General features: G+C 45.5%; 20 protein-coding genes. 4 read left to right on the plus strand and 16 right to left on the minus strand.

Features of this window, described 5'->3' with window-relative positions:
* Positions 1-8: 8 nt before the first annotated feature.
* From CIB36_RS05985 to CIB36_RS06000, 4 genes are all read right to left on the minus strand, one after another.
* A complete protein-coding gene (locus CIB36_RS05985; protein ID WP_093988619.1) occupies positions 9-851 on the minus strand; it encodes a fumarate hydratase in 843 nt (280 codons plus the stop codon).
* Positions 852-853: 2 nt separating this feature from the next.
* Positions 854-2,029, minus strand: a complete 1,176-nt coding sequence (locus tag CIB36_RS05990) for an amidohydrolase (protein ID WP_093988620.1) — start codon at positions 2,027-2,029, stop codon at positions 854-856.
* Positions 2,030-2,304: 275 nt separating this feature from the next.
* Positions 2,305-3,504: a cation diffusion facilitator family transporter gene (locus CIB36_RS05995; protein WP_324612354.1), complete on the minus strand. Its 1,200-nt coding sequence runs from the start codon at positions 3,502-3,504 to the stop codon at positions 2,305-2,307.
* Between the two features lie 65 nt (positions 3,505-3,569).
* The gene (locus CIB36_RS06000; protein WP_158662595.1) at positions 3,570-4,256 is read right to left on the minus strand and encodes a JAB domain-containing protein; all 687 of its coding nucleotides are present in this window, start codon (positions 4,254-4,256) and stop codon (positions 3,570-3,572) included.
* A gap of 140 nt (positions 4,257-4,396) precedes the next feature.
* On the opposite strand from CIB36_RS06000, the gene CIB36_RS06005 reads away from it, so the two are divergent.
* The 3 genes from CIB36_RS06005 to CIB36_RS06015 all read left to right on the plus strand — a co-directional run bounded on the left by CIB36_RS06005 (position 4,397) and on the right by CIB36_RS06015 (position 6,906).
* Positions 4,397-5,362, plus strand: coding sequence for an RluA family pseudouridine synthase (locus CIB36_RS06005; RefSeq protein ID WP_093988622.1), 966 nt, complete (start codon positions 4,397-4,399; stop codon positions 5,360-5,362).
* An 86-nt stretch (positions 5,363-5,448) separates the two neighbouring features.
* Entirely contained in the window at positions 5,449-6,666 is a 1,218-nt protein-coding gene (locus tag CIB36_RS06010) for a cofactor-independent phosphoglycerate mutase (RefSeq protein ID WP_093988623.1), read from the plus strand.
* Positions 6,667-6,672: 6 nt separating this feature from the next.
* Positions 6,673-6,906, plus strand: a complete 234-nt coding sequence (locus CIB36_RS06015; RefSeq protein ID WP_093988624.1) for a DUF3781 domain-containing protein — start codon at positions 6,673-6,675, stop codon at positions 6,904-6,906.
* A gap of 37 nt (positions 6,907-6,943) precedes the next feature.
* On the opposite strand, the gene metK is transcribed toward CIB36_RS06015, so the two are convergent.
* Complete coding sequence (gene metK, locus CIB36_RS06020) at positions 6,944-8,128, minus strand: methionine adenosyltransferase (protein WP_093989007.1); 1,185 nt, start codon at positions 8,126-8,128, stop codon at positions 6,944-6,946.
* A 181-nt stretch (positions 8,129-8,309) separates the two neighbouring features.
* Between metK and CIB36_RS13245 the strand changes: the two genes are divergently transcribed.
* Positions 8,310-8,480 (plus strand): hypothetical protein, encoded by a 171-nt coding sequence (locus CIB36_RS13245; RefSeq protein WP_158662596.1) that lies wholly within the window; start codon positions 8,310-8,312, stop codon positions 8,478-8,480.
* Positions 8,481-8,543: 63 nt separating this feature from the next.
* On the opposite strand, the gene CIB36_RS06025 is transcribed toward CIB36_RS13245, so the two are convergent.
* The 11 genes from CIB36_RS06025 to CIB36_RS13650 all read right to left on the minus strand — a co-directional run bounded on the left by CIB36_RS06025 (position 8,544) and on the right by CIB36_RS13650 (position 18,395).
* Positions 8,544-8,936 (minus strand): DUF3795 domain-containing protein, encoded by a 393-nt coding sequence (locus CIB36_RS06025; RefSeq protein ID WP_407657455.1) that lies wholly within the window; start codon positions 8,934-8,936, stop codon positions 8,544-8,546.
* Between the two features lie 20 nt (positions 8,937-8,956).
* Positions 8,957-10,312, minus strand: a complete 1,356-nt coding sequence (locus tag CIB36_RS06030; protein ID WP_093988625.1) for a hypothetical protein — start codon at positions 10,310-10,312, stop codon at positions 8,957-8,959.
* Complete coding sequence (locus tag CIB36_RS06035) at positions 10,309-11,469, minus strand: DUF58 domain-containing protein (RefSeq protein WP_093988626.1); 1,161 nt, start codon at positions 11,467-11,469, stop codon at positions 10,309-10,311. Before CIB36_RS06035 ends, CIB36_RS06030 begins: the two co-directional genes overlap by 4 nt.
* Before the next feature lies 1 nt (position 11,470).
* On the minus strand, positions 11,471-12,403 hold the full coding sequence (locus tag CIB36_RS06040; RefSeq protein ID WP_093989008.1) for an AAA family ATPase: 933 nt from the start codon (positions 12,401-12,403) through the stop codon (positions 11,471-11,473).
* A gap of 742 nt (positions 12,404-13,145) precedes the next feature.
* Positions 13,146-14,150, minus strand: coding sequence for a GGGtGRT protein (locus CIB36_RS06045; protein WP_093988627.1), 1,005 nt, complete (start codon positions 14,148-14,150; stop codon positions 13,146-13,148).
* 19 nt (positions 14,151-14,169) lie between these two features.
* Entirely contained in the window at positions 14,170-14,862 is a 693-nt protein-coding gene (locus CIB36_RS06050) for an iron-sulfur cluster assembly scaffold protein (protein ID WP_093988628.1), read from the minus strand.
* A gap of 188 nt (positions 14,863-15,050) precedes the next feature.
* Positions 15,051-15,428, minus strand: a complete 378-nt coding sequence (locus tag CIB36_RS06055; RefSeq protein ID WP_093988629.1) for a DUF3783 domain-containing protein — start codon at positions 15,426-15,428, stop codon at positions 15,051-15,053.
* On the minus strand, positions 15,425-16,246 hold the full coding sequence (locus CIB36_RS06060) for an MBL fold metallo-hydrolase (RefSeq protein ID WP_093988630.1): 822 nt from the start codon (positions 16,244-16,246) through the stop codon (positions 15,425-15,427). Before CIB36_RS06060 ends, CIB36_RS06055 begins: the two co-directional genes overlap by 4 nt.
* 3 nt (positions 16,247-16,249) lie before the next feature.
* Positions 16,250-16,654 (minus strand): DUF3842 family protein, encoded by a 405-nt coding sequence (locus CIB36_RS06065; protein WP_093988631.1) that lies wholly within the window; start codon positions 16,652-16,654, stop codon positions 16,250-16,252.
* Between the two features lie 109 nt (positions 16,655-16,763).
* On the minus strand, positions 16,764-17,996 hold the full coding sequence (locus tag CIB36_RS06070) for a uracil-xanthine permease family protein (protein ID WP_093988632.1): 1,233 nt from the start codon (positions 17,994-17,996) through the stop codon (positions 16,764-16,766).
* Positions 17,997-18,110: 114 nt separating this feature from the next.
* Positions 18,111-18,395, minus strand: a complete 285-nt coding sequence (locus CIB36_RS13650) for a GNAT family N-acetyltransferase (RefSeq protein ID WP_324612355.1) — start codon at positions 18,393-18,395, stop codon at positions 18,111-18,113.
* Positions 18,396-18,515: the final 120 nt, after the last annotated feature.

Genomic DNA, 18,515 nt, shown 5'->3' on the forward strand with positions numbered 1-18,515 from the left:
TCCTTTAGTTATAAAGTCATTTCAGCGTGCCGTGTGACATGGCAGCCAACATTGACCGCTACCGGCAGGCCGGCAATATGAGTTGGAAACGCTTCGATATTTACCGCAAGTGCAGTTGTCTCGCCCCCAAAGCCCTGCGGCCCGATCCCCAGCTGGTTGATTCGGCAAAGCAGTTCCTGCTCCATGTCAGCATAAAACTGATCGGGATTTGGCTGGCTGACAGCCCGGCACAACGCCTTTTTAGCCAGATATGCACATTTTTCAAAATCTCCGCCAATGCCGACTCCGACCACCATGGGCGGGCATGGATTGGAGCCTGCTGTATTGATCTGTTCTACGATGTAATTGATAATGTCCTCTTTTGTCGCCGAGGGGGTGAACATCCTCATAGCGCTCATATTTTCACTGCCGAACCCTTTGGGCGCTGCCGTGATCTTCACCTGTTCTCCCGGAACAATGGAAAGATGCAAAATCGCAGGGGTGTTATCATTGGTGTTGATACGGCGCAAAGGATCTTCCACCACAGAACAACGCAGTTTCCCTTCCACATATCCCTGACGGACCCCTTCATCGACTGCGGCGTTTAAATCACCGCCTGTCAGATGCACCTCCTGTCCAAGCTCCAGAAAAATAACTGCCATGCCAGTGTCCTGGCAAATGGGGACGCTGATCTCCTGCGCACAGTAGATGTTATCCCGAATATCCCCCATGACTTCTTTGGCCAGCGGGAACGGCTCCGCTTCCGCCTGTTTTTCGATCCGCTCCCGCAGATCGCAGGGCAGAACCATGTTAGCTTGGATGCAAAGCTCTTTGACCGCTTTGGTGATCTCCAAGACAGATAATTCCCTCATGTCTAGTTCCCCTTTTCTATATTATTTACCACGATATTCCCGTTCAATATCACATAATCAGGTTTGCTGTACACGTTCAGCGGATCGTCAGAGATGATCAGCAGGTCGGCGTCCTTCCCTTTTTTAATAGAACCAACACGGCGGTCGATCCCGCAGATCTTTGCCGGAACAATGGTCAGCATCCGCAGCGCCTCCTCGTAAGGCAGTCCCGCTTTTACACAGATCCCTGCACTCAGTCCTAAATATTGGATCGGAATGACCGGATGATCGGTACAAATCGCGGTTTCTACATGATGCTTTCGCAAAATTGCCGTATTTTCGATAGACATATCCCGCAGCTCCGGCTTAGAGCGGTCGCAGAGCACCGGTCCTGCAATCACCGGTACCTTTTCCCCAGCAAGGATGTCCGCGATTTTATATCCCTCCGTCGCATGTACAATAACGCAATCCAGTTTAAATTCCTTTGCGATCCGCAGCGCAGTAAAAATATCATCCGCCCGGTGCGCATGGAAAAATGCTTTCATTTTCCGCTTTAATACCGGGATCAGGGCCTCGCTTTTTGCATCGTAATCCGGCGGGTCAATATCTGGATCTTTTTTGGCCCGTTTTTGATCGTCCAGATACCGTTTGGCCTTGTGCAGCTCCTCGCGGATCAGCGCCGCGGTTCCCATCCGGGTCATCGGGGTTTCCCCTTTTCCGTGATAGACCCCTTTTGGATTTTCGCCCAAGGCAAATTTCATTCCAACCTGTTCAGAGAGCAGCATGTCGTCGATCCTGCGGCCGTAGGTTTTCATGGCGCACCAACTCCCCGAAATCGGGTTAGCGCTCCCCGGACCGGTCAGCACAGTGGTGATGCCTGCCTGCCGAGCTTCCTCAAAGCAGTAATCCATAGGATTGACCGCGTCAATAGCGCGAAGCTGCGGAGTCAACGGATCGGTTTCTTCGTTTCCGTCATCCCCTTCAAACCCTAAGCCGTTTTCCCACATACCAATGTGGGAATGTGCATCGATCAGCCCTGGCAGGACCAGCGCCCCTTTTACGTCCAGGCTATCTGTTTCCTGAACATCTAAATCTTTCATATCGCCTAGTTCCGTGATCTTCCCATCTTGGATTTTCAGGTATCCGTTCGGGTAATCCTGTGATTCCATCGTTTTAATATTGGCATGAATAATTAACATATCGGTTCCTTTTCCCTATTAAATTTTTTATGATACCAGTTTCGACACCTTTTGTATGAAAACAGTGGTATATTATTTGTTGTACCGATGATTCCGTTTGAGGAAAGCAAAATTTATGTACTACTTTATTTAATCATAAATTAGCGTTTTTTTCAACTTTCTTTTATGGGAAAGATCACTTTGGTATGCATTCTATTTTACCCTTCATCAATTTTCATTCCTCATTTTGACCGTCCGGAACAGGACGGTCCTTTTTTCTGTTACGGTTTTTTTCCTTATACAGTATAGGAATGGTCGATATTCATCACTGTTTCGTAGCTAGTATTCTTTTCTTTGACCAGTTGGTTGATTTTTTCCCGCACCTCTTCATCTGAAAGATGGTATTTATGCGGTACGACCACATCAAAAATAAGGTTGGTATGGGTAGGCCCTGCGACCATCCGAAAATCATGAATGCTTAAAACAGGGTCTAGTTCAGCCACCAGAGCTTTCAGAAAATCATACATTCGATTGGCTTCTTTATCGTTTAAAGAGATCGGGTCCATGTGGATCACGGTTTCGCACTGGAAGGTCTGGTTTAAATCCCGTTCAATATTGTCGATCGCATCATGGATAGAAAGAATATCAATATCGCAGGGGACTTCGGCATGCAGGGAGATCAAGCAGCGCCCCGGACCGTAATTATGGATGATCAGGTCGTGTACCCCTACAACATCAGGATAAGAGAGTACCTTTTCCTCTACCGCTTTTACAAACTCGGCATCCGGCGCCTGCCCCAAAAGGCTGTTCATGGTATCCCGCGCAGTGGTAAAGCCTGTATAAAGGATAAACAGCGCAACTACCACACCGATCCAGCCGTCGATGTTAAGATGAAAGAAGTAAAACACTAGGATACCGATCACGACAGCGGTTGTGGCAATTACATCGCTTAGGCTGTCGGCGGCGGTTGCCTGCATCGCGACCGAATTGATCTTTTTCCCCAGCCTGCGGTTAAATAGCGCCATCCAAAGCTTTAATAGGATCGAAAAGATCAAAATTCCTAAAGAAAGCCATTGAAAGGTGATCGTTTCAGGAGAAATAATTTTTTCTACCGATGATTTAAAAAGCTCTACCCCCATTAGCATGATGATCAGTGAAACAATGAGGCCGGACACATATTCAATCCTGCCGTGTCCGAAGGGATGCTCATCGTCGGAAGGCATGCTGGCCATTTTAAACCCGACCAGGGTGATAATGGAAGAGCCGGCATCTGAAAGGTTATTAAAAGCATCAGCCGTAATAGAAATAGAAGAAGTAAGTACCCCAGCTAAAAATTTGAGTGTAAATAAAATAATATTACAGATAATGCCAACGATCCCGCCAAGACTTCCGTATTTTTTCCGTACCTGCGGATCGTGGATATCATTACGATTTTTTATAAACAGCTTTACTAAAAAATCAGTCATATCGTTTTCCTCCTGTTTCATGCGTTTCATTATCATAACACCCTTTGGCACGATAAGTCAAGGCAAACTAGAAAGGCAGGAGTGCTCCTGCCTTTCTATAGATATTCTAACCGTTTCATAGATTGAAATTCCCTGCCGGAAATGATCACATGATCTAACAAATCGATATTTAAAGCCTCCAGGTAATTTTTTAAATAATGGGTGGCAATTACATCTTCATTTGATGGGGAAGTTCCTGCGGCTGGATGGTTATGAGCAAGCACTACATGGGTCGCCTGTGCGTGAAACGCCGCCTCTACCACCTTTCTCAAATCAAGGGAAGCGGAATTGAGCGTTCCAACACTGATCAGCTCACATCCCAGTTCAGATAACGCATTATCGAGCAAAAGCAGGTAAACCTGTTCTTCTTTGACTCCTAGATATTTCCGGATGAAATACTCCCCTATTTTATCTGCATTGTCAAATTTTATTTTTTCCCGCTTTGATTCTGTAGTATAGTATACCTTGGCAAGTGCCGCGACCATATGAAAAAAGATCGCCGTGTGATCAGAGATCCCTTTTACCTCTTTCAGTTCTTCAACCGATGCGTCTAGGATTCCGGCGACAGAACCAAACCGTTCTATTAAAGTATGCGCTAGCTTATTGGTATCTTTGACGGGGATGGTATAAAACAGTGCCAGTTCGATCATGTTGTGCTCTTCAAAGGAATCAAACCCCTCTTGCAGGAACCGCTTTTTTAAACGCTTGCGGTGTTCCTTATTAGGATTACTCTTTTCCGGCATTTGCTCCACCCCCATTTTATCATTTTTCGTCTGTTTTATTGTAGCACAAAGTGTTACCCTGTGCAAATACTTGAAGAGGAAACGCCGCGCATGGTATAATAAATTTTAAAAGATGACAAAGGAGAATAAAAAGCTCTATTATGAAGACATTTTTGATCACAGAGAATGACGCAGACCAGCGTTTGGATAAATTTTTGCAGAAAAGCGTTCCTCTGCTCCCCAAAAGCCTGCTGTATAAAGCGATCCGGAAAAAACGGATCAAGGTAAATGGGAAACGGTGCGAATTAAATTACCGGCTTGTGGCCGGGGACAAGCTTGAGTTATACATCAATGATGAATTTTTTAATGAGGGCCGGACAAACGAAACCTTCCTGATGGTGCCCGGAAATATTTCTGTGGTATACGAGGATCAAAATATCCTTCTGGTCAATAAGCCGCAGGGGCTTGTAGTCCACGAAGACAACGACAACACCCCGGATACCCTGATCAACCGCGTCAAGCATTATCTTTACGAAAAAGGGGATTACCAGCCGGAACAGGAATTGTCCTTTGCCCCTGCTTTGGCAAACCGCATTGACCGAAACACCTGCGGCATCGTCATCGTAGCCAAAACTGCCGCGGCGCTACGGGTGCTCAACGAAAAGATCAAGCACCGCGAAATAGAAAAGCAGTATCTTTGCCTGCTTGCCAAAAGGCCCAAAAGCCCAGAAGCAACTTTGACCCATTATATGAAAAAAGACGCTGAAAATAACCTGGTCCGCGTGCAGGACTTTCCAGACCAGGATACCAAGACGATGATCACAGAATATCAGGTGCTGGAAACCAAAGGTGATATTTCGCTGGCCCGTGTGACCCTGCATACCGGAAGGACCCATCAGATCCGGGCGCACATGGCCTATCTTGGCGCGCCGCTGCTGGGGGATGGAAAATATGGGGTCAATGCCCTGAACCGGAAATACGGATACAAGCATCAGGCGCTTTGCGCGTACCGGCTGACCTTCCAGTTTCAGACGGATGCGGGCGTCCTCAACTACCTGAAAGGAAAGACCTTTGAGGTGGAGCAGGTTTGGTTTGCGGATGATTTCCACAGCGGACGATTTGATTGATTGTATTCCACAGAAAAACATTTGTATTTCTTTTTAAAATATGATAAAATAATAACAGAAATTTTAAGACAGGAGATATGGCGTAAATGAAACATGTTGTTTTGCTCTGCGACGGTATGGCGGATTACCCGTTAGAACAGCTTAATGGGAAAACACCAATGGCAGTTGCAGAGAAACCGAATATGAACACCTTGGCACGGTTTGGTATGGTAGGAATGGTGCAAACAGTTGCAGACGGTTTTAAACCCGGAAGCGACGTTGCAAACCTTTCAGTTATGGGGTATGATCCCAAATTATATTATACTGGGCGTTCCCCTCTGGAAGCGGCAAGTATTGGTATTAAAATGTCTTCTACCGATATTGCCATGCGGTGTAATCTGGTCACCCTGAGCGAAGAAGAAAACTATGAAGACAAAACCATGGTTGATTACTGTGCGGATGACATTTCCACAGCGGAAGCAGAAGAGATCGTAAAATCACTGAAGGAAGCCTTTGACAGCGAAGAGTTTACCTATTACAGCGGCGTGAGCTACCGTCACTGCCTCATTTGGCATCACGGCGCGGAAGACGTAGGAGATTTGACCCCTCCGCATGATATTTCCGGCAGAGTGGTTACCGAATATCTTCCAAACCATCCCGCGGCGGAAAAACTGCTGGATATGATGAAGAAAAGCTATGACCTTTTAAAAGACCACCCAATCAATCAAAAAAGGATCGCACGCGGTCTGCGCCCGGCGAACTCTATTTGGCTTTGGGGAAATGGAAAAAGCGCAGCGCTTCCCTCCTTTGAAGAGAAAAACGGGCTGCATGGCGCTGTCATTTCGGCAGTAGACCTCATCAAAGGGATCGGAAAGCTGGCCGATATGGACGTGATCGAAGTGGAAGGCGCCACCGGATATATCGACACCAACTTTACCGGAAAGGCGCAGGCGTGTATTGACGCCCTGCAAAACGGTTCCGACTTTGTGTATATTCATGTAGAAGCTCCAGACGAGTGCGGGCACCGGTTTGAGATCGAAAACAAAGTAAAATCTTTGGAGATCATTGACCGTGACGTATTAAAGCCTGTCCTTGACTTTTTAGATCAGCAGGAGGCGGATTATAAGGTAATGATTTTGCCGGATCACGCTACCCCGCTGGCGCTGAAGACCCATGTTTCCGATCCGATCCCGTTTTTGATCTATCAAAAATCAAAAGCAGTGGAGCACCCGCAAATCACTGTGTTTGACGAGGAAACCGCTAAAACTACCGGCGTTTTTGTAGACTTTGGCCCTGGGCTTTTGACCCAGTTCTTAACCTACTAAATACATATGGAGCTGCTTAAAAATTTAGAGAAGCTCCATACCACGAAATTAGGTGTGGAGCGTATTCGGAAGAATCTTTCTTTGGATACTGATGATGTGATCGGCTGGTGTAAAGCACAAATACTTTCCCTTTGTTCTTCTATCGAAAGGCGCGGGAAAAACTGGTACATTGATACCGGCACCTGTACAATAACTGTGAATGCGTACAGTTATACAGTCATCACAGCACATAAACAGTAATAAAAAAGCGATGAGAATATTTCTCATCGCTTTTTTATTACTGTATTGCTGATTTTAATTCTTCCACGCGGTTTACCTGTTCCCAGGAAACGCCAAGGTCTTCCCTGCCCATGTGGCCATAAGAAGCCAATGCTTTATAAATCGGCTTGCGGAGGTCTAAGGTTTTAATGATAACGTTTGGCCGCAAGTCAAATACCTTTTGGACCGCCTCGGCGATCTTGTCGTCGCTGACAGTTCCTGTACCAAAGGTATCCACCATAATAGAAACCGGATGCGCTACCCCGATCGCATAGGCCAACTGTACTTCGCACTTTTTCGCAAGGCCAGCTGCAACCACGTTCTTGGCAACCCAGCGTGCCGCATAAGCCGCACTGCGGTCTACCTTGGTCGGGTCTTTCCCGGAAAACGCACCGCCGCCGTGCCGTGCATAGCCACCGTAAGTGTCAACAATAATTTTCCGTCCAGTCAGGCCGCTGTCCCCCTGAGGGCCGCCCACTACAAAACGGCCGGTCGGATTGATGAAAATTTTGGTCTGCTCATCCATTAGTTCAGCCGGGATGGTCGTCTGGATCACTTCTTTGGTAATGTCGCTGCGGATCTGTTCCAAGCTGACTTCCGGCGCATGCTGAGACGACACCACTACCGTATCTACCCGGGTGGGGACGCCGTTGTCATATTCGATCGTGACCTGAGTTTTCCCGTCAGGACGAAGATATGGCAGAATGCCGTCTTTTCTTACTTTAGTCAGCTGTTTTGCCAGCTTATGCGCTAAAGAAACCGGCATCGGCATCAACTCCGGCGTTTCATCACAGGCAAAGCCAAACATCATGCCCTGATCGCCGGCACCAGTCATATTTTCCTCTTCCTGCCCTGTGCCCTGCTTATTTTCATATCCTTCATTGACCCCCATTGCAATATCTGGGGATTGTTCGTCAATAGAAGTTACGACTGCGCAGGTAGTTGCGTCAAATCCATATTTCGCGCGGTCATATCCAATGTCCAGCACGACCTTGCGCGCTAAACTGGGAATATCCACATAACAGGAGGTTGTGATCTCCCCCATAATAGAAATGATCCCCGTTGTACAAGTAGTTTCACAAGCTACCCGGGCATTGGGGTCTTTGGAAATGATTTCGTCTAAAATCGCGTCGGAAATCTGGTCACAGATCTTATCAGGATGCCCTTCAGTGACAGATTCTGAAGTAAACAGCATTTTACTCATTTTAATTCTCCTCAAAATAAGGGAAACGCTCCCCTTTTTTATCAAATATTTGTGGTCTTCTTTATCATAACGTAAAAGCGCGAAAAAGTCAATTTTTTGCGGATCGGAATCCGTATATTTTCTGGGAAATACGGGGATAAATAACCTAAAACCAAATTGCATTTGAGAAGGAGCGAATCTTATGTTGCATCAGGATAACTTATATCAGGTACTAAACAGCGACCGCGCGGCAAAAGAATTATTTCTCAGCTTATCTGAAGCGGAACAAGGTATTTTACAGCAGAGGATCTATGACATTCATTCCGAGCGGGATATACGGCACTATTTGCAGTTAGCAAAATCCCTAAGATAAACAGAATCCCGGCAGTTTTGCAGCTGCCGGGATTCTGTTTATCTTTTAGTTTTGGTTCGACATTCACTGCACTGTGCGTCGTGCAGTGAGATGATCCCGCCGCATTTTGAACAGGTGTACTTCTTGCGCCTGTCCCTTTAAAAAAGAAGGAATTCCCTTTTCTTTTACAAACCGGCTATTTTTAATCAGGCTTATTTTGTATCTGGTACGGTAGGTTTTATCCAAGCGTTTTATTTTCTCGCAGGGAAAGTCCGAACACTCATAACAGTGTTGATATCCCCTGTTTTCTATACAATCTTTAATAGGACAGTTGAGGCAATGTTTTGGCTTATAGGGAACTTCCCCGCTCCTGCATCCGGAACAAGGCTTAGTAGGAAAACAGTGCCGGTAGCACGCCATGCAGTTCATCCCGCAGCAAGCAAAGAGCATCTCCGGTATTTTGTCAGGCATATTCATCTTACACTGTCAACTCCTAATTATTTTAATGAAACAGACAATTCTTTTAAAAAACTGTCCAACAAAGCGATCTTTTCCGAAGCCACCTCATCTCCCCGGTATAAAAACAGATTATACACCTTGGTCAAGTCCTCTCCCTCTACATATGGGCAGATCCCCTTTCCCTTTTGCAGGATCTCCCAAGTGGTATCCCCGGGCAAGGTATCCACCCCTTTTAAGGAAAGCCAGCTTACAAAGAGCTGATACCCTTTCGTAAGCCGTTCACTTGGCAAAGCGGTTTTCTGATACTGCCGATATGCTTTTCGCCATTTTCGGATACCGTTTCCCGTATCATTTTTTTCCTGAAGCTGTTTCCGTTCTTCCTGCGTCAGGGTATGCACATAATCTTCATAGTATTCGCTTTTGTGTTCTGCTTTTCGCAGGGTAAGCGTTTTGCTCAAAAGCTGCTTTATTTTTTGGAACAACAGCCGTATTTTTTCTGCAATCGCTTTCCGAAAGAAAAACAGGATCAATACGATACATAAAACGGCAATGAGTTCTACAGGAAAGGAGGGACCGGAAGCCCCTTCTTCCCCCGCAAAACCTAGTTCTCCCCCTGTTATTGTACCTTCAAAGGTCTGCTGCGGAAACAGCATGGACACCAGGCGCATGATCCCGCCCGCGATCATCAGCAAAAGCCGAAGCAGTTCTTTCCCTAACCAGCTTACTGCGCCGGCAATCGAGTCCCGGAACAGGAATAGCAGTAGAATAACGACAGACAGCACAATCAGCAATATGCTGTTATAATACCGGATCTTCTTGGGAAGGTGCTCTAAATTGTGGCGGCGGCGTTGCATCATCTGATCAATATTCGCCTGATTTCTTACCAGCGCATAAATAAAAAGCACCGCTAAAAAACAAGGAGCCAGCAGATCCAGCGCATGATCCGGGACTTCTTTTATGGAATAAAGGACTACGATTGCGGCAAGATTTATGCAGGCAAACGCAAGGATCATCATCGTGGGCAGAATATCCGCGTATTCCCGGTAATAAAGCCTGCATGAAACCCAAAATACCGCTGCACCGATCATACCCACAAGGATCGCCGTAACAAAGCCATATCCCCCAAAAAGAAAAACAGTAAGCGCGGCGGAAGATACTCCTAACACGATCGCTGACAGATTTTTAAAAACACCTTTTAAGTTCAATTTATTGACAGCCGCAGAGGTTCCAAAACCCAAAAAAACAAGGATAAGCCCCCACACAAGCGCATAGAGGCTATGAGTTAAATTAATCTCGCCAAATAAAAAGATGCTTAAGAAAAATAAGGGGTACAACAGCAGACCAAACCCAAGGATAGAAAGAAGCTTTAAAAACTGAGGAAGAGATTTTTTCATGATATTTTCTCCTCCTTTGTTTCTGTTTGGAGATTATAATTTTCCCGGAAGCAGTAAATGTCACAATCCTCCGGGATCTCCTGTTCTGAAATCCTGCCTAAAATAAAGATCTTTACCCTGACCCCAAAAATCTGCTTTTCCCTTGCAAAATCGCAGACTGCCTGTGTTAGATAGGCTGTGACAATGACAATATCCGAAGACGTGACCGAAGCCGAAATATCGTACAGATATTCGTCAAATGGGTCAGTAAACCCGTATTTTAATTTCGCAAGCAGGCGGAACAGTTCTAAAATATGTTCTTTTCCCCACGACTGTGTGGAAATCAGGCCTTGATGGGTCTTCAACGCTTCCTTGCTGATATTCCCGTTGCTCATCAGCCTGACAGGGATCTGTTCTGCCCAGGTGTTTTCTATCACCGAGGCACTGGTGCGGATGCATGCTTCCAAAAGATGCGGGCGGTCCGCAAAATCCCTTGCCTGTGACTGCATATTTAAAATGACCGTCAAAGTTTGGGTAGAGGTGGAATCATGCTGATATACCATCAACTCCTGTTCCTTGACAGAGGCGTTCCAGTGGATCTGATTGATTGGTTCCCGGCCTGTGTATTCCCGTACTCCGGAAAAGAAAAATGGATCTTCCAGCAGGTGCTTCCGGACAATGATATCCCCAGACAGGTTTTTGGGAGATAAAAAGACTTCTTCCAACACAAAAGGCTTTGGCAGGACCAGCACATTGGCGGATACCTCTACCGGCCGGGATAATGTGACATTTCCAAACAGGTCAGTAGAAACTAAAACGATCTTTTGGATCTCCATTTCCCCGCGCGCAGCACAATGAACATTCCACACCCGTTTTACGGTCTGATAGCTGCGCACCATAAAGAAGCTGGGAACAAACCGGCTTTTATCGGTCAGGACTGACTGCGCCCCAGCAAAATCCAAACCGACTGAAGTGGTGATCTCTGATTTTAGCCATGGTGCAGGCAGCCATTTGCGGTTGGTGATCGTTTCTACTAGTTCGATATCATCATACTGGGTTGCTTCGTCTGTGCTTAAGGTACAACTATAATCCAAGCTGCGAAGCCCCCAGCACTGAAATACCCAGTTTTGGAGCATAACAACGACCAGCACAATCAGTAGTAATGCTAAAAATTCCATGTTATCTTCTCTCGATCGGCACAGGCGTCTGGGTAATGATCTGGCGCAGATATTCCTTTGCCAAATCACCCTGCTGCATAATATTGTGCCCTTTGCAGATAATGCGGTGCGGTAGAACGTCAAGGGCGATCTGCTGAATATCATCGGGGATCACATAGTCCCTGCCCTCTATCGCCGCAAGTGCCTGCGCCGCCTTCATCAGCGCCAAGCTTCCGCGCGGGCTGACCCCCAGCCGGATCTTTTCGTGGCTTCGCGTCGCATTTACCAAATTTACCAGATATTCTTTCACCGGACCGCTCACCTTGATGTCGCTGACGATTCTCTGTGCTTCAGCTATATCCTGTGCGGAGGCAACCGGAGTTAAAAGCTGTTCTTCTCCCCGCTGCAACATAGCGATCTCACTTATTAAATCGGGATATCCCATACTAAGGCGCATAAAAAAGCGGTCCAGTTGGGCTTCTGGTAGTGGAAAAGTCCCTTGGATCTCAATTGGATTCTGGGTTGCGATCACTAAAAAAGGCTGTTTTAAAGGATAGGTTTGCCCGTCTACCGATACCTGCCGTTCTTCCATGCATTCCAACAAACTGGATTGGGTCCTTGGGGTTGCGCGGTTTATTTCATCCCCAAGCAGGATATTGGTAAACAACGCCCCTTTTTTAAACTGAAACTCTCCCAGCTTTTGGTTATAGAAATTGACCCCTGTCAAATCGGAAGGAAGTAGATCCGGCGTGAACTGAACCCGTTTAAAATCGCAGTCCAAGGAACGAGCCAAAGCTTTTGCAAGGGTCGTTTTCCCGGTCCCGGGGACATCCTCCAACAGGATATGCCCGGAGCATATCAGACAAATGACAATCTTTCGAATCACGTCATCTTTTCCTTTGATCACCAGGCCGATATTATCTCTCAGCTTTTGTTCTAGGATTTGAATATCCATCATCATTCACCATGTTCCTTTTGTAATTTGTCCAGTGCCAAAACAGCACGGGACATCATGCAATAATTTTTTCCAATACTGTCCAGTTTCCAAAATTCATTCGCCTGATGAGCAACGTTTTCATCGTCACTAAGGCAGCAGCCAAAAGCCACAGTATTCAGCGCTTTTTTTGTATCATGAGTAATATTATACTATAAATCACAATTAAAAATCAAGAAATTGTTTGGATAACACAAAGAAAGGCTAGGACCAAAAGGGATACGATCTTTTAGTTCTAGCCTGTTTTCTTTATCTCTAAATGCTCTTCCATAAAGGAGTATAACTCATTAGTTTCGTCCTCTTCTAAATTTGAATCTTCTCTGTCGCTTCTACCTTTCCATACTCATGACTGCATTCTTCACAAACAAAAATGTGAGCTTCTTCCTCCATGTTTTTAAATAAGTATATAAGTTTCTAAGATTGGTATCCCTTTTCATCAAGCATTTGTACTACTTGATCGATATATTTATGACATACAGTTTCAGATCCAGCCACTGCTACTAACATTTTCCAGAAACATTGATAGAACAATATATCCACAGAAATCTAGCAGTGATGCGGCTTCGCAGGCCCATGTACCCAGCCTAGGGGTAAAATTTGGGTAAAAATACTGAATTTCTATCTTCTTCAGAAGATTTTAAGACAAAAAAAGAGCCGCTCAGCGAGCAGCTCTTTTGGCGATAAATCCACTGTCTATCGGATTTTATTTGTTTTTCATTGCTTCTTCGACAGCAACAGCACACGCTACAGTAGCACCGACCATAGGGTTATTCCCCATACCGATCAAGCCCATCATTTCAACGTGAGCAGGAACAGAAGAAGACCCAGCGAACTGTGCGTCAGAGTGCATACGGCCCATGGTATCCGTCATACCGTAGGAAGCTGGGCCAGCAGCCATGTTGTCCGGATGCAGGGTACGGCCCGTACCACCGCCGGAAGCAACAGAGAAGTATTTCTTACCCTGTTCAATACATTCTTTTTTGTAGGTACCTGCAACTGGGTGCTGGAAACGGGTCGGGTTGGTGGAGTTCCCGGTGATGGAAACGTCAACGCCTTCTTTGTGCATAATCGCAACGCCTTCGGTTACATCGTTTGCACCGTAGCAATTTACCTTTGCTCTTAAACCGTCAGAGTAAGATTTGCGGAAAACCTCTTTTACTTCGCCGGTGTAATAATCCATTTCAGTTTCAACGTAGGTAAAACCGTTGATTCTGGAGATGATCTGTGCGGCGTCTTTTCCCAAACCATTGAGGATAACTCTTAAAGGTTTTTTACGGACTTTATTTGCTTTTTCAGCAATCCCGATTGCGCCTTCTGCAGCAGCAAAGGATTCGTGGCCAGCCAAGAATGCAAAACATTCAGTTTCTTCTTCCAGCAGCATTTTGCCAAGGTTACCGTGGCCCAAGCCAACTTTACGCTGGTCTGCGACAGAACCTGGGATGCAGAATGCCTGCAAGCCTTCTCCGATTGCGGCGGCGGCGTCAGCAGCTCTGGTGCAGCCTTTTTTGATTGCGATGGCAACACCAACAGTGTAAGCCCAGCAAGCGTTTTCAAAGCAGATCGGCTGAATCGCCTTTACCTGATTGTAGATATCTAAACCAGCGTCTTTTGTAATTTTCTCAGCTTCTTCAATGGAAGCAATGCCATAACTATTTAAAACAGAATTGATTTTATCAATTCTTCTTTCATAAGATTCAAACAATGCCATAATCGCGTTACCTCCTCAATTACTCTTCGCGCGGATCAATGATTTTCGCAGCATCAGCAACACGGCCATACTGACCTTTTGATTTTTCAAAAGCTGTTGCAGCGTCATCGCCCTTTTTCATGAAGTCCATCATTTTACCGAAGTTTACAAACTGGTAGCCAATGATCTGATCCTCATCGTCCAGAGCAATCCCGGTGACATAACCTTCTGCCATTTCCAAATAACGCGGACCTTTTTTCAGAGTACCATACATAGTACCAACCTGAGAACGCAGTCCTTTCCCAAGGTCTTCCAAACCAGCACCGACCGGCAAACCGTCTTCAGAGAAAGCGCTCTGGGTTCTGCCGTATACGATCTGCAGGAACAGTTCTCTCATTGCAGTGTTGATCGCGTCACAGACAAGGTCAGTGTTCAGCGCTTCTAAAATAGTTCTGCCCGGCAGAATTTCAGAAGCCATTGCAGCGGAGTGGGTCATACCGGAACATCCGATCGTTTCAACCAACGCTTCCTGAATAATGCCTTCCTTTACGTTCAGGGTCAGTTTACAAGTACCCTGCTGTGGAGCACACCAGCCCACACCGTGGGTCAAACCGGAAATATCAGTAATTTCTTTTGCCTTCACCCATTTTGCTTCTTCCGGAATCGGAGCAGCACCATGAGCAACGCCTTGTGCAACCGGGCACATTTTCTCTACTTCATGTGAATAAATCATTTGAAAACTCCTTTCGGTTCTACCTTGAATAAACTGCATAAATATGGTTTATTACATTTATGGCATTTTCACCACATATCATTATAAAGGTTTTTGTCCGTTTAATCAAGTGTATTTTTGTTACGGAATTAACAGATTGGAATTTTGACGGAAAAATTCTTCTTTTTTCGCTTTGTTTCGTCTAAAAGCTATCTTTGGTGAACGCCAAAATTCTTCCGTTCCCGGCAAAGCTCCCGGTACAACTGTACCACTGTCCAATTTTGATTATGTTGGGTCACCACCGCTTTCATTAGCTTCGGAAAATCTGGACGAAGCAAATTTAAAATCTCATCAAAGCGTTTCTGTGAGATCCCGCTGAACAGCAAAAACGGTTCCGGGATTTCTACCTGGCTTTTCGTTTGCTCCCTTTCCCTTTCCTGAAGGCAGATCGAAATAGTCTTTTCTAAGTCGCTGTCCGAAATGATTTGACAGGGAACATGCAGTTTTTCCAGTAAACACAAAAGCTGTTCATTTCCCTTGTGATAACATAAAACCATTTCTTTGGTTTTCTTGATCCGTGCTTTCATGACCGTCCTCCTGATACAAGATTATCTGGGCGGAAAAAAAGCCGTATCTTCCCTCTACGGTACTGATAAGCCTCCCCGGCAAAGGTGCGGACCGGCCTTCCGCGTTCTCCGTTTAAAACATCCTCACAGGCCAGCATTAAAGCCTCTGGGACATCAGTGCCAATATCATTCATATCGTGCCCACAGTAAATGTGCTCTGTTTCTGCAAAAAGCGGCCGTAATCGCTTTAGGTTCTTTAAATAAACACAAAGCGGAGCGGAATAAGGTAAAAACAGCCATGGTGTAGTATTGACTGCATCCCCGCTGAATAAAGTATGTGTTGTTTCATCAAAAAACATCATAGAGCCGGGAGTATGCCCCGGCAAAGCGACCGTTTTCAGGGACACTCCCCCTAGGTCGATTTGATCGCCATCCGAAAGCGGATGATACGGAAAGGAAAGAATGCGATTGACGGTGCGTTCTATCTCCGCCTTTCTTGGATTATCTTCCCCTAAACATTGCCGGATATAGTTCATCCGAAAATCCATCCCCATGGATTCCGGCATTAAAAATACATCCTCCTCACTGACATAGATCTCCTCAAAAAACGGATTTCCACCTGCATGATCTGCATGGAGGTGAGTCGTCAAAACAACTACTGGAAGCTCAGTAAACCTTTTGACAAATTTAGAAAGATCCGCAATTCCTGCCCCCGTGTCGATTAGCGCGGCGCGCTCTTCCCCAATTATCAGCGCCATGGTCGTATTGGCTCGTGTGCCGTAATCCTCCCCAATGATATATGTATGATCGTTGATCTGTTTTGCCTGATATAATTCCATATTTTATTCAATAGCCTCCAATACCGCCTGTACTGCTTCCTCGATATACTGCATCATTGGCTTGTTCTGCGTTCCTACAACAAACAGATTTGATTTCGTGATCGGAATCAGTACTTTTTTCGCCTTACTGCACGATACTGCGGCAGACATAGCAGGGGATACTTCCCCATACATGGAATTTGCCAGTAAAATTCCAACCGGGCCGGCGATCACCTGTGCCCTGCCGCAGTTATAAGTTATCGCATTCTCCCCCGTAGCCCCAGCGTCAGCACCGGCCTTCAGCATAGCGGCAGTAGCGCCGCTATTAGTACCTACAGCAATGATTTCCTGCGAAACGCCCTTTTGTTTTAATTGTTCGATCAGAGCACGTCCAATTCCTCCACCCTGTCCATCGATGACTAAAATCATCTTTATCCCCCTTCAGCGTATCTTTCTTTTATTATAGCATTTAGAATGCGGGAAATCCAGATTTCCCGAAAAAAAAGAACCGGTATTGTACCGGTTCTTTTTTATATACTTATTCTTCCAACGGCAATAATTTGTTGGTGATCACGCCAACTACAACTGCAATAAACAACCCGGAAATCTGGAAGTTCCCAATGCTGACCCCTGCGCTCAGCCCCAAGCCAAAAACAAGAATCAAAGCAGTGATCAACAGGTTCCTGCTGTGTGCAAAATCAAGATTTGCTTCGGTAATCGTTCGCATCCCAACGGCAGCGATCATTCCAAACAAAACGACAGACATTCCACCCTTTACTGCATCTGGGATACAAAGAATAACTGCGCCCACTTTTCCGAACAAACCAAGACAAATCGCAAAAACAGCAGCGATCTTTAATACAACGGTGTCATAAATTTTGGTAACAGCCAAAACACCGGTATTTTCGGAATAAGTCGTGTTAGCAGGACCGCCCAACAAGCCAGCGGCCATAGTAGCCAAGCCATCTCCGATCAAAGTTTTGTGCAGTCCCGGATCCTCTAAGAAATCCTTTCCGACAACTGAGCCGTTTGTAGTAACGTCTCCGATATGCTCCATAAAGGTAACCAGTGCGATTGGAGCCAAAAGTGCGATCGCATGGAGATTGAACTCCGGAACGGTAAAGAACTCCCCTATACTCCAGAACGGACTGATCCAAGGAGCTTCTGCAATAGGCTGAAAATCCACCAGCCCCGGGCATATCCCAGTTAAAGTCAAGATGATCGACAGCAGGTACCCTCCGGCCAAACCAATCAAAATTGGGACCAATTTAAAGAATCCCTTTGCAAAAATAGACACAAGCACGATAATCACTAGTACAAAAACCGCTACCAGCCAATTCGTTTTTGCCATGTTGATCCCAGTTGGCGCCAATGTAAGCCCTATGACTACAATCACCGGTCCAGTAACAACCGGCGGGAATAAATTTCTGACTCGTTTTACGCCGATCAGCTTTACCAGCAGTGCCAAAATCAGATAAACAGCACCGGCAGCAATAATTCCCCCCTGAGTAGCCGGAATCCCATAGCTTTTGATGGTCACCTGCAAAGCCGCCAAAAAAGCAAAGCTGGAGCCAACAAATACCGGAACTTTATGGCCGGTCGCAAAATGGAAAATCAGCGTTCCGATTCCAGCGCAAATCAAAGCGACAGACGGGTTTAGTCCTGTCAGCGCCGGAACCAAGACGGTAGAACCAAACATTGCAAATAGATGCTGTATACCAAGCAATATTTTGGCGCCATCCGACAGTTCTTTTGTAGAAGTAACTACCATATTTATGCCCCCTAATTTTCAAATTCGACTTATTGTATCATAATATGAACAATTTGTAAAGGAAAAATGCCGTTTTGACAAAAATAAGGACATGGTATCCATGTCCTCTAAAAATCAATTTACTTTTAAATATAAAATTGGATAAGGATTTCCCTGCTCGTCTAATTCAGACTGTTTGTAGCATTTAAATCCCAAATGCTCATAAAAACAAACTGCCTGAGGATTTTGTACATTAACACACACTTCGTTAATACCATAGTGTTCTATTCCATAGCGGATTAGCATTTTCCCGATTCCTTTATGTCGTTCTTGATCAGAAACAAACAGCATCGAAATCTTTTTGTCATCTAATCCCATAAAAGCAGTATATTCACCCACATCATTTTTAGCAGCGATCAAAACTGGAATTTCCTTTAGTGCTTCAGGAACATATTGTGCAATTTTCTGGATTTCTTCCTCACTTAAAAGGTATGAGTAGCCCGAACAGAGCTTTCCAAAATTTGAAATAGTTCCAACTGT

Origin of the sequence: Massiliimalia timonensis (assembly GCF_900186585.1) — a bacterium.
GTDB classification, from domain to species: Bacteria; Bacillota; Clostridia; order Oscillospirales; family Ruminococcaceae; genus Massiliimalia; species Massiliimalia timonensis.

Bases quoted from the DNA above. Each gene is read 5' to 3' on its own strand.
- CIB36_RS05985 (WP_093988619.1), bottom strand. From the start codon at position 851: ATGAGGGAATTATCTGTCTTGGAGATCACCAAAGCGGTCAAAGAGCTT.
- CIB36_RS05990 (WP_093988620.1), bottom strand. From the start codon at position 2,029: ATGTTAATTATTCATGCCAATATTAAAACGATGGAATCACAGGATTAC.
- CIB36_RS05995 (WP_324612354.1), bottom strand. From the start codon at position 3,504: ATGAAACGCATGAAACAGGAGGAAAACGATATGACTGATTTTTTAGTA.
- CIB36_RS06000 (WP_158662595.1), bottom strand. From the start codon at position 4,256: ATGCCGGAAAAGAGTAATCCTAATAAGGAACACCGCAAGCGTTTAAAA.
- CIB36_RS06005 (WP_093988622.1), top strand. From the start codon at position 4,397: ATGAAGACATTTTTGATCACAGAGAATGACGCAGACCAGCGTTTGGAT.
- CIB36_RS06010 (WP_093988623.1), top strand. From the start codon at position 5,449: ATGAAACATGTTGTTTTGCTCTGCGACGGTATGGCGGATTACCCGTTA.
- CIB36_RS06015 (WP_093988624.1), top strand. From the start codon at position 6,673: ATGGAGCTGCTTAAAAATTTAGAGAAGCTCCATACCACGAAATTAGGT.
- metK (WP_093989007.1), bottom strand. From the start codon at position 8,128: ATGAGTAAAATGCTGTTTACTTCAGAATCTGTCACTGAAGGGCATCCT.
- CIB36_RS13245 (WP_158662596.1), top strand. From the start codon at position 8,310: ATGTTGCATCAGGATAACTTATATCAGGTACTAAACAGCGACCGCGCG.
- CIB36_RS06025 (WP_407657455.1), bottom strand. From the start codon at position 8,936: ATGAATATGCCTGACAAAATACCGGAGATGCTCTTTGCTTGCTGCGGG.
- CIB36_RS06030 (WP_093988625.1), bottom strand. From the start codon at position 10,312: ATGAAAAAATCTCTTCCTCAGTTTTTAAAGCTTCTTTCTATCCTTGGG.
- CIB36_RS06035 (WP_093988626.1), bottom strand. From the start codon at position 11,469: ATGGAATTTTTAGCATTACTACTGATTGTGCTGGTCGTTGTTATGCTC.
- CIB36_RS06040 (WP_093989008.1), bottom strand. From the start codon at position 12,403: ATGGATATTCAAATCCTAGAACAAAAGCTGAGAGATAATATCGGCCTG.
- CIB36_RS06045 (WP_093988627.1), bottom strand. From the start codon at position 14,150: ATGGCATTGTTTGAATCTTATGAAAGAAGAATTGATAAAATCAATTCT.
- CIB36_RS06050 (WP_093988628.1), bottom strand. From the start codon at position 14,862: ATGATTTATTCACATGAAGTAGAGAAAATGTGCCCGGTTGCACAAGGC.
- CIB36_RS06055 (WP_093988629.1), bottom strand. From the start codon at position 15,428: ATGAAAGCACGGATCAAGAAAACCAAAGAAATGGTTTTATGTTATCAC.
- CIB36_RS06060 (WP_093988630.1), bottom strand. From the start codon at position 16,246: ATGGAATTATATCAGGCAAAACAGATCAACGATCATACATATATCATT.
- CIB36_RS06065 (WP_093988631.1), bottom strand. From the start codon at position 16,654: ATGATTTTAGTCATCGATGGACAGGGTGGAGGAATTGGACGTGCTCTG.
- CIB36_RS06070 (WP_093988632.1), bottom strand. From the start codon at position 17,996: ATGGTAGTTACTTCTACAAAAGAACTGTCGGATGGCGCCAAAATATTG.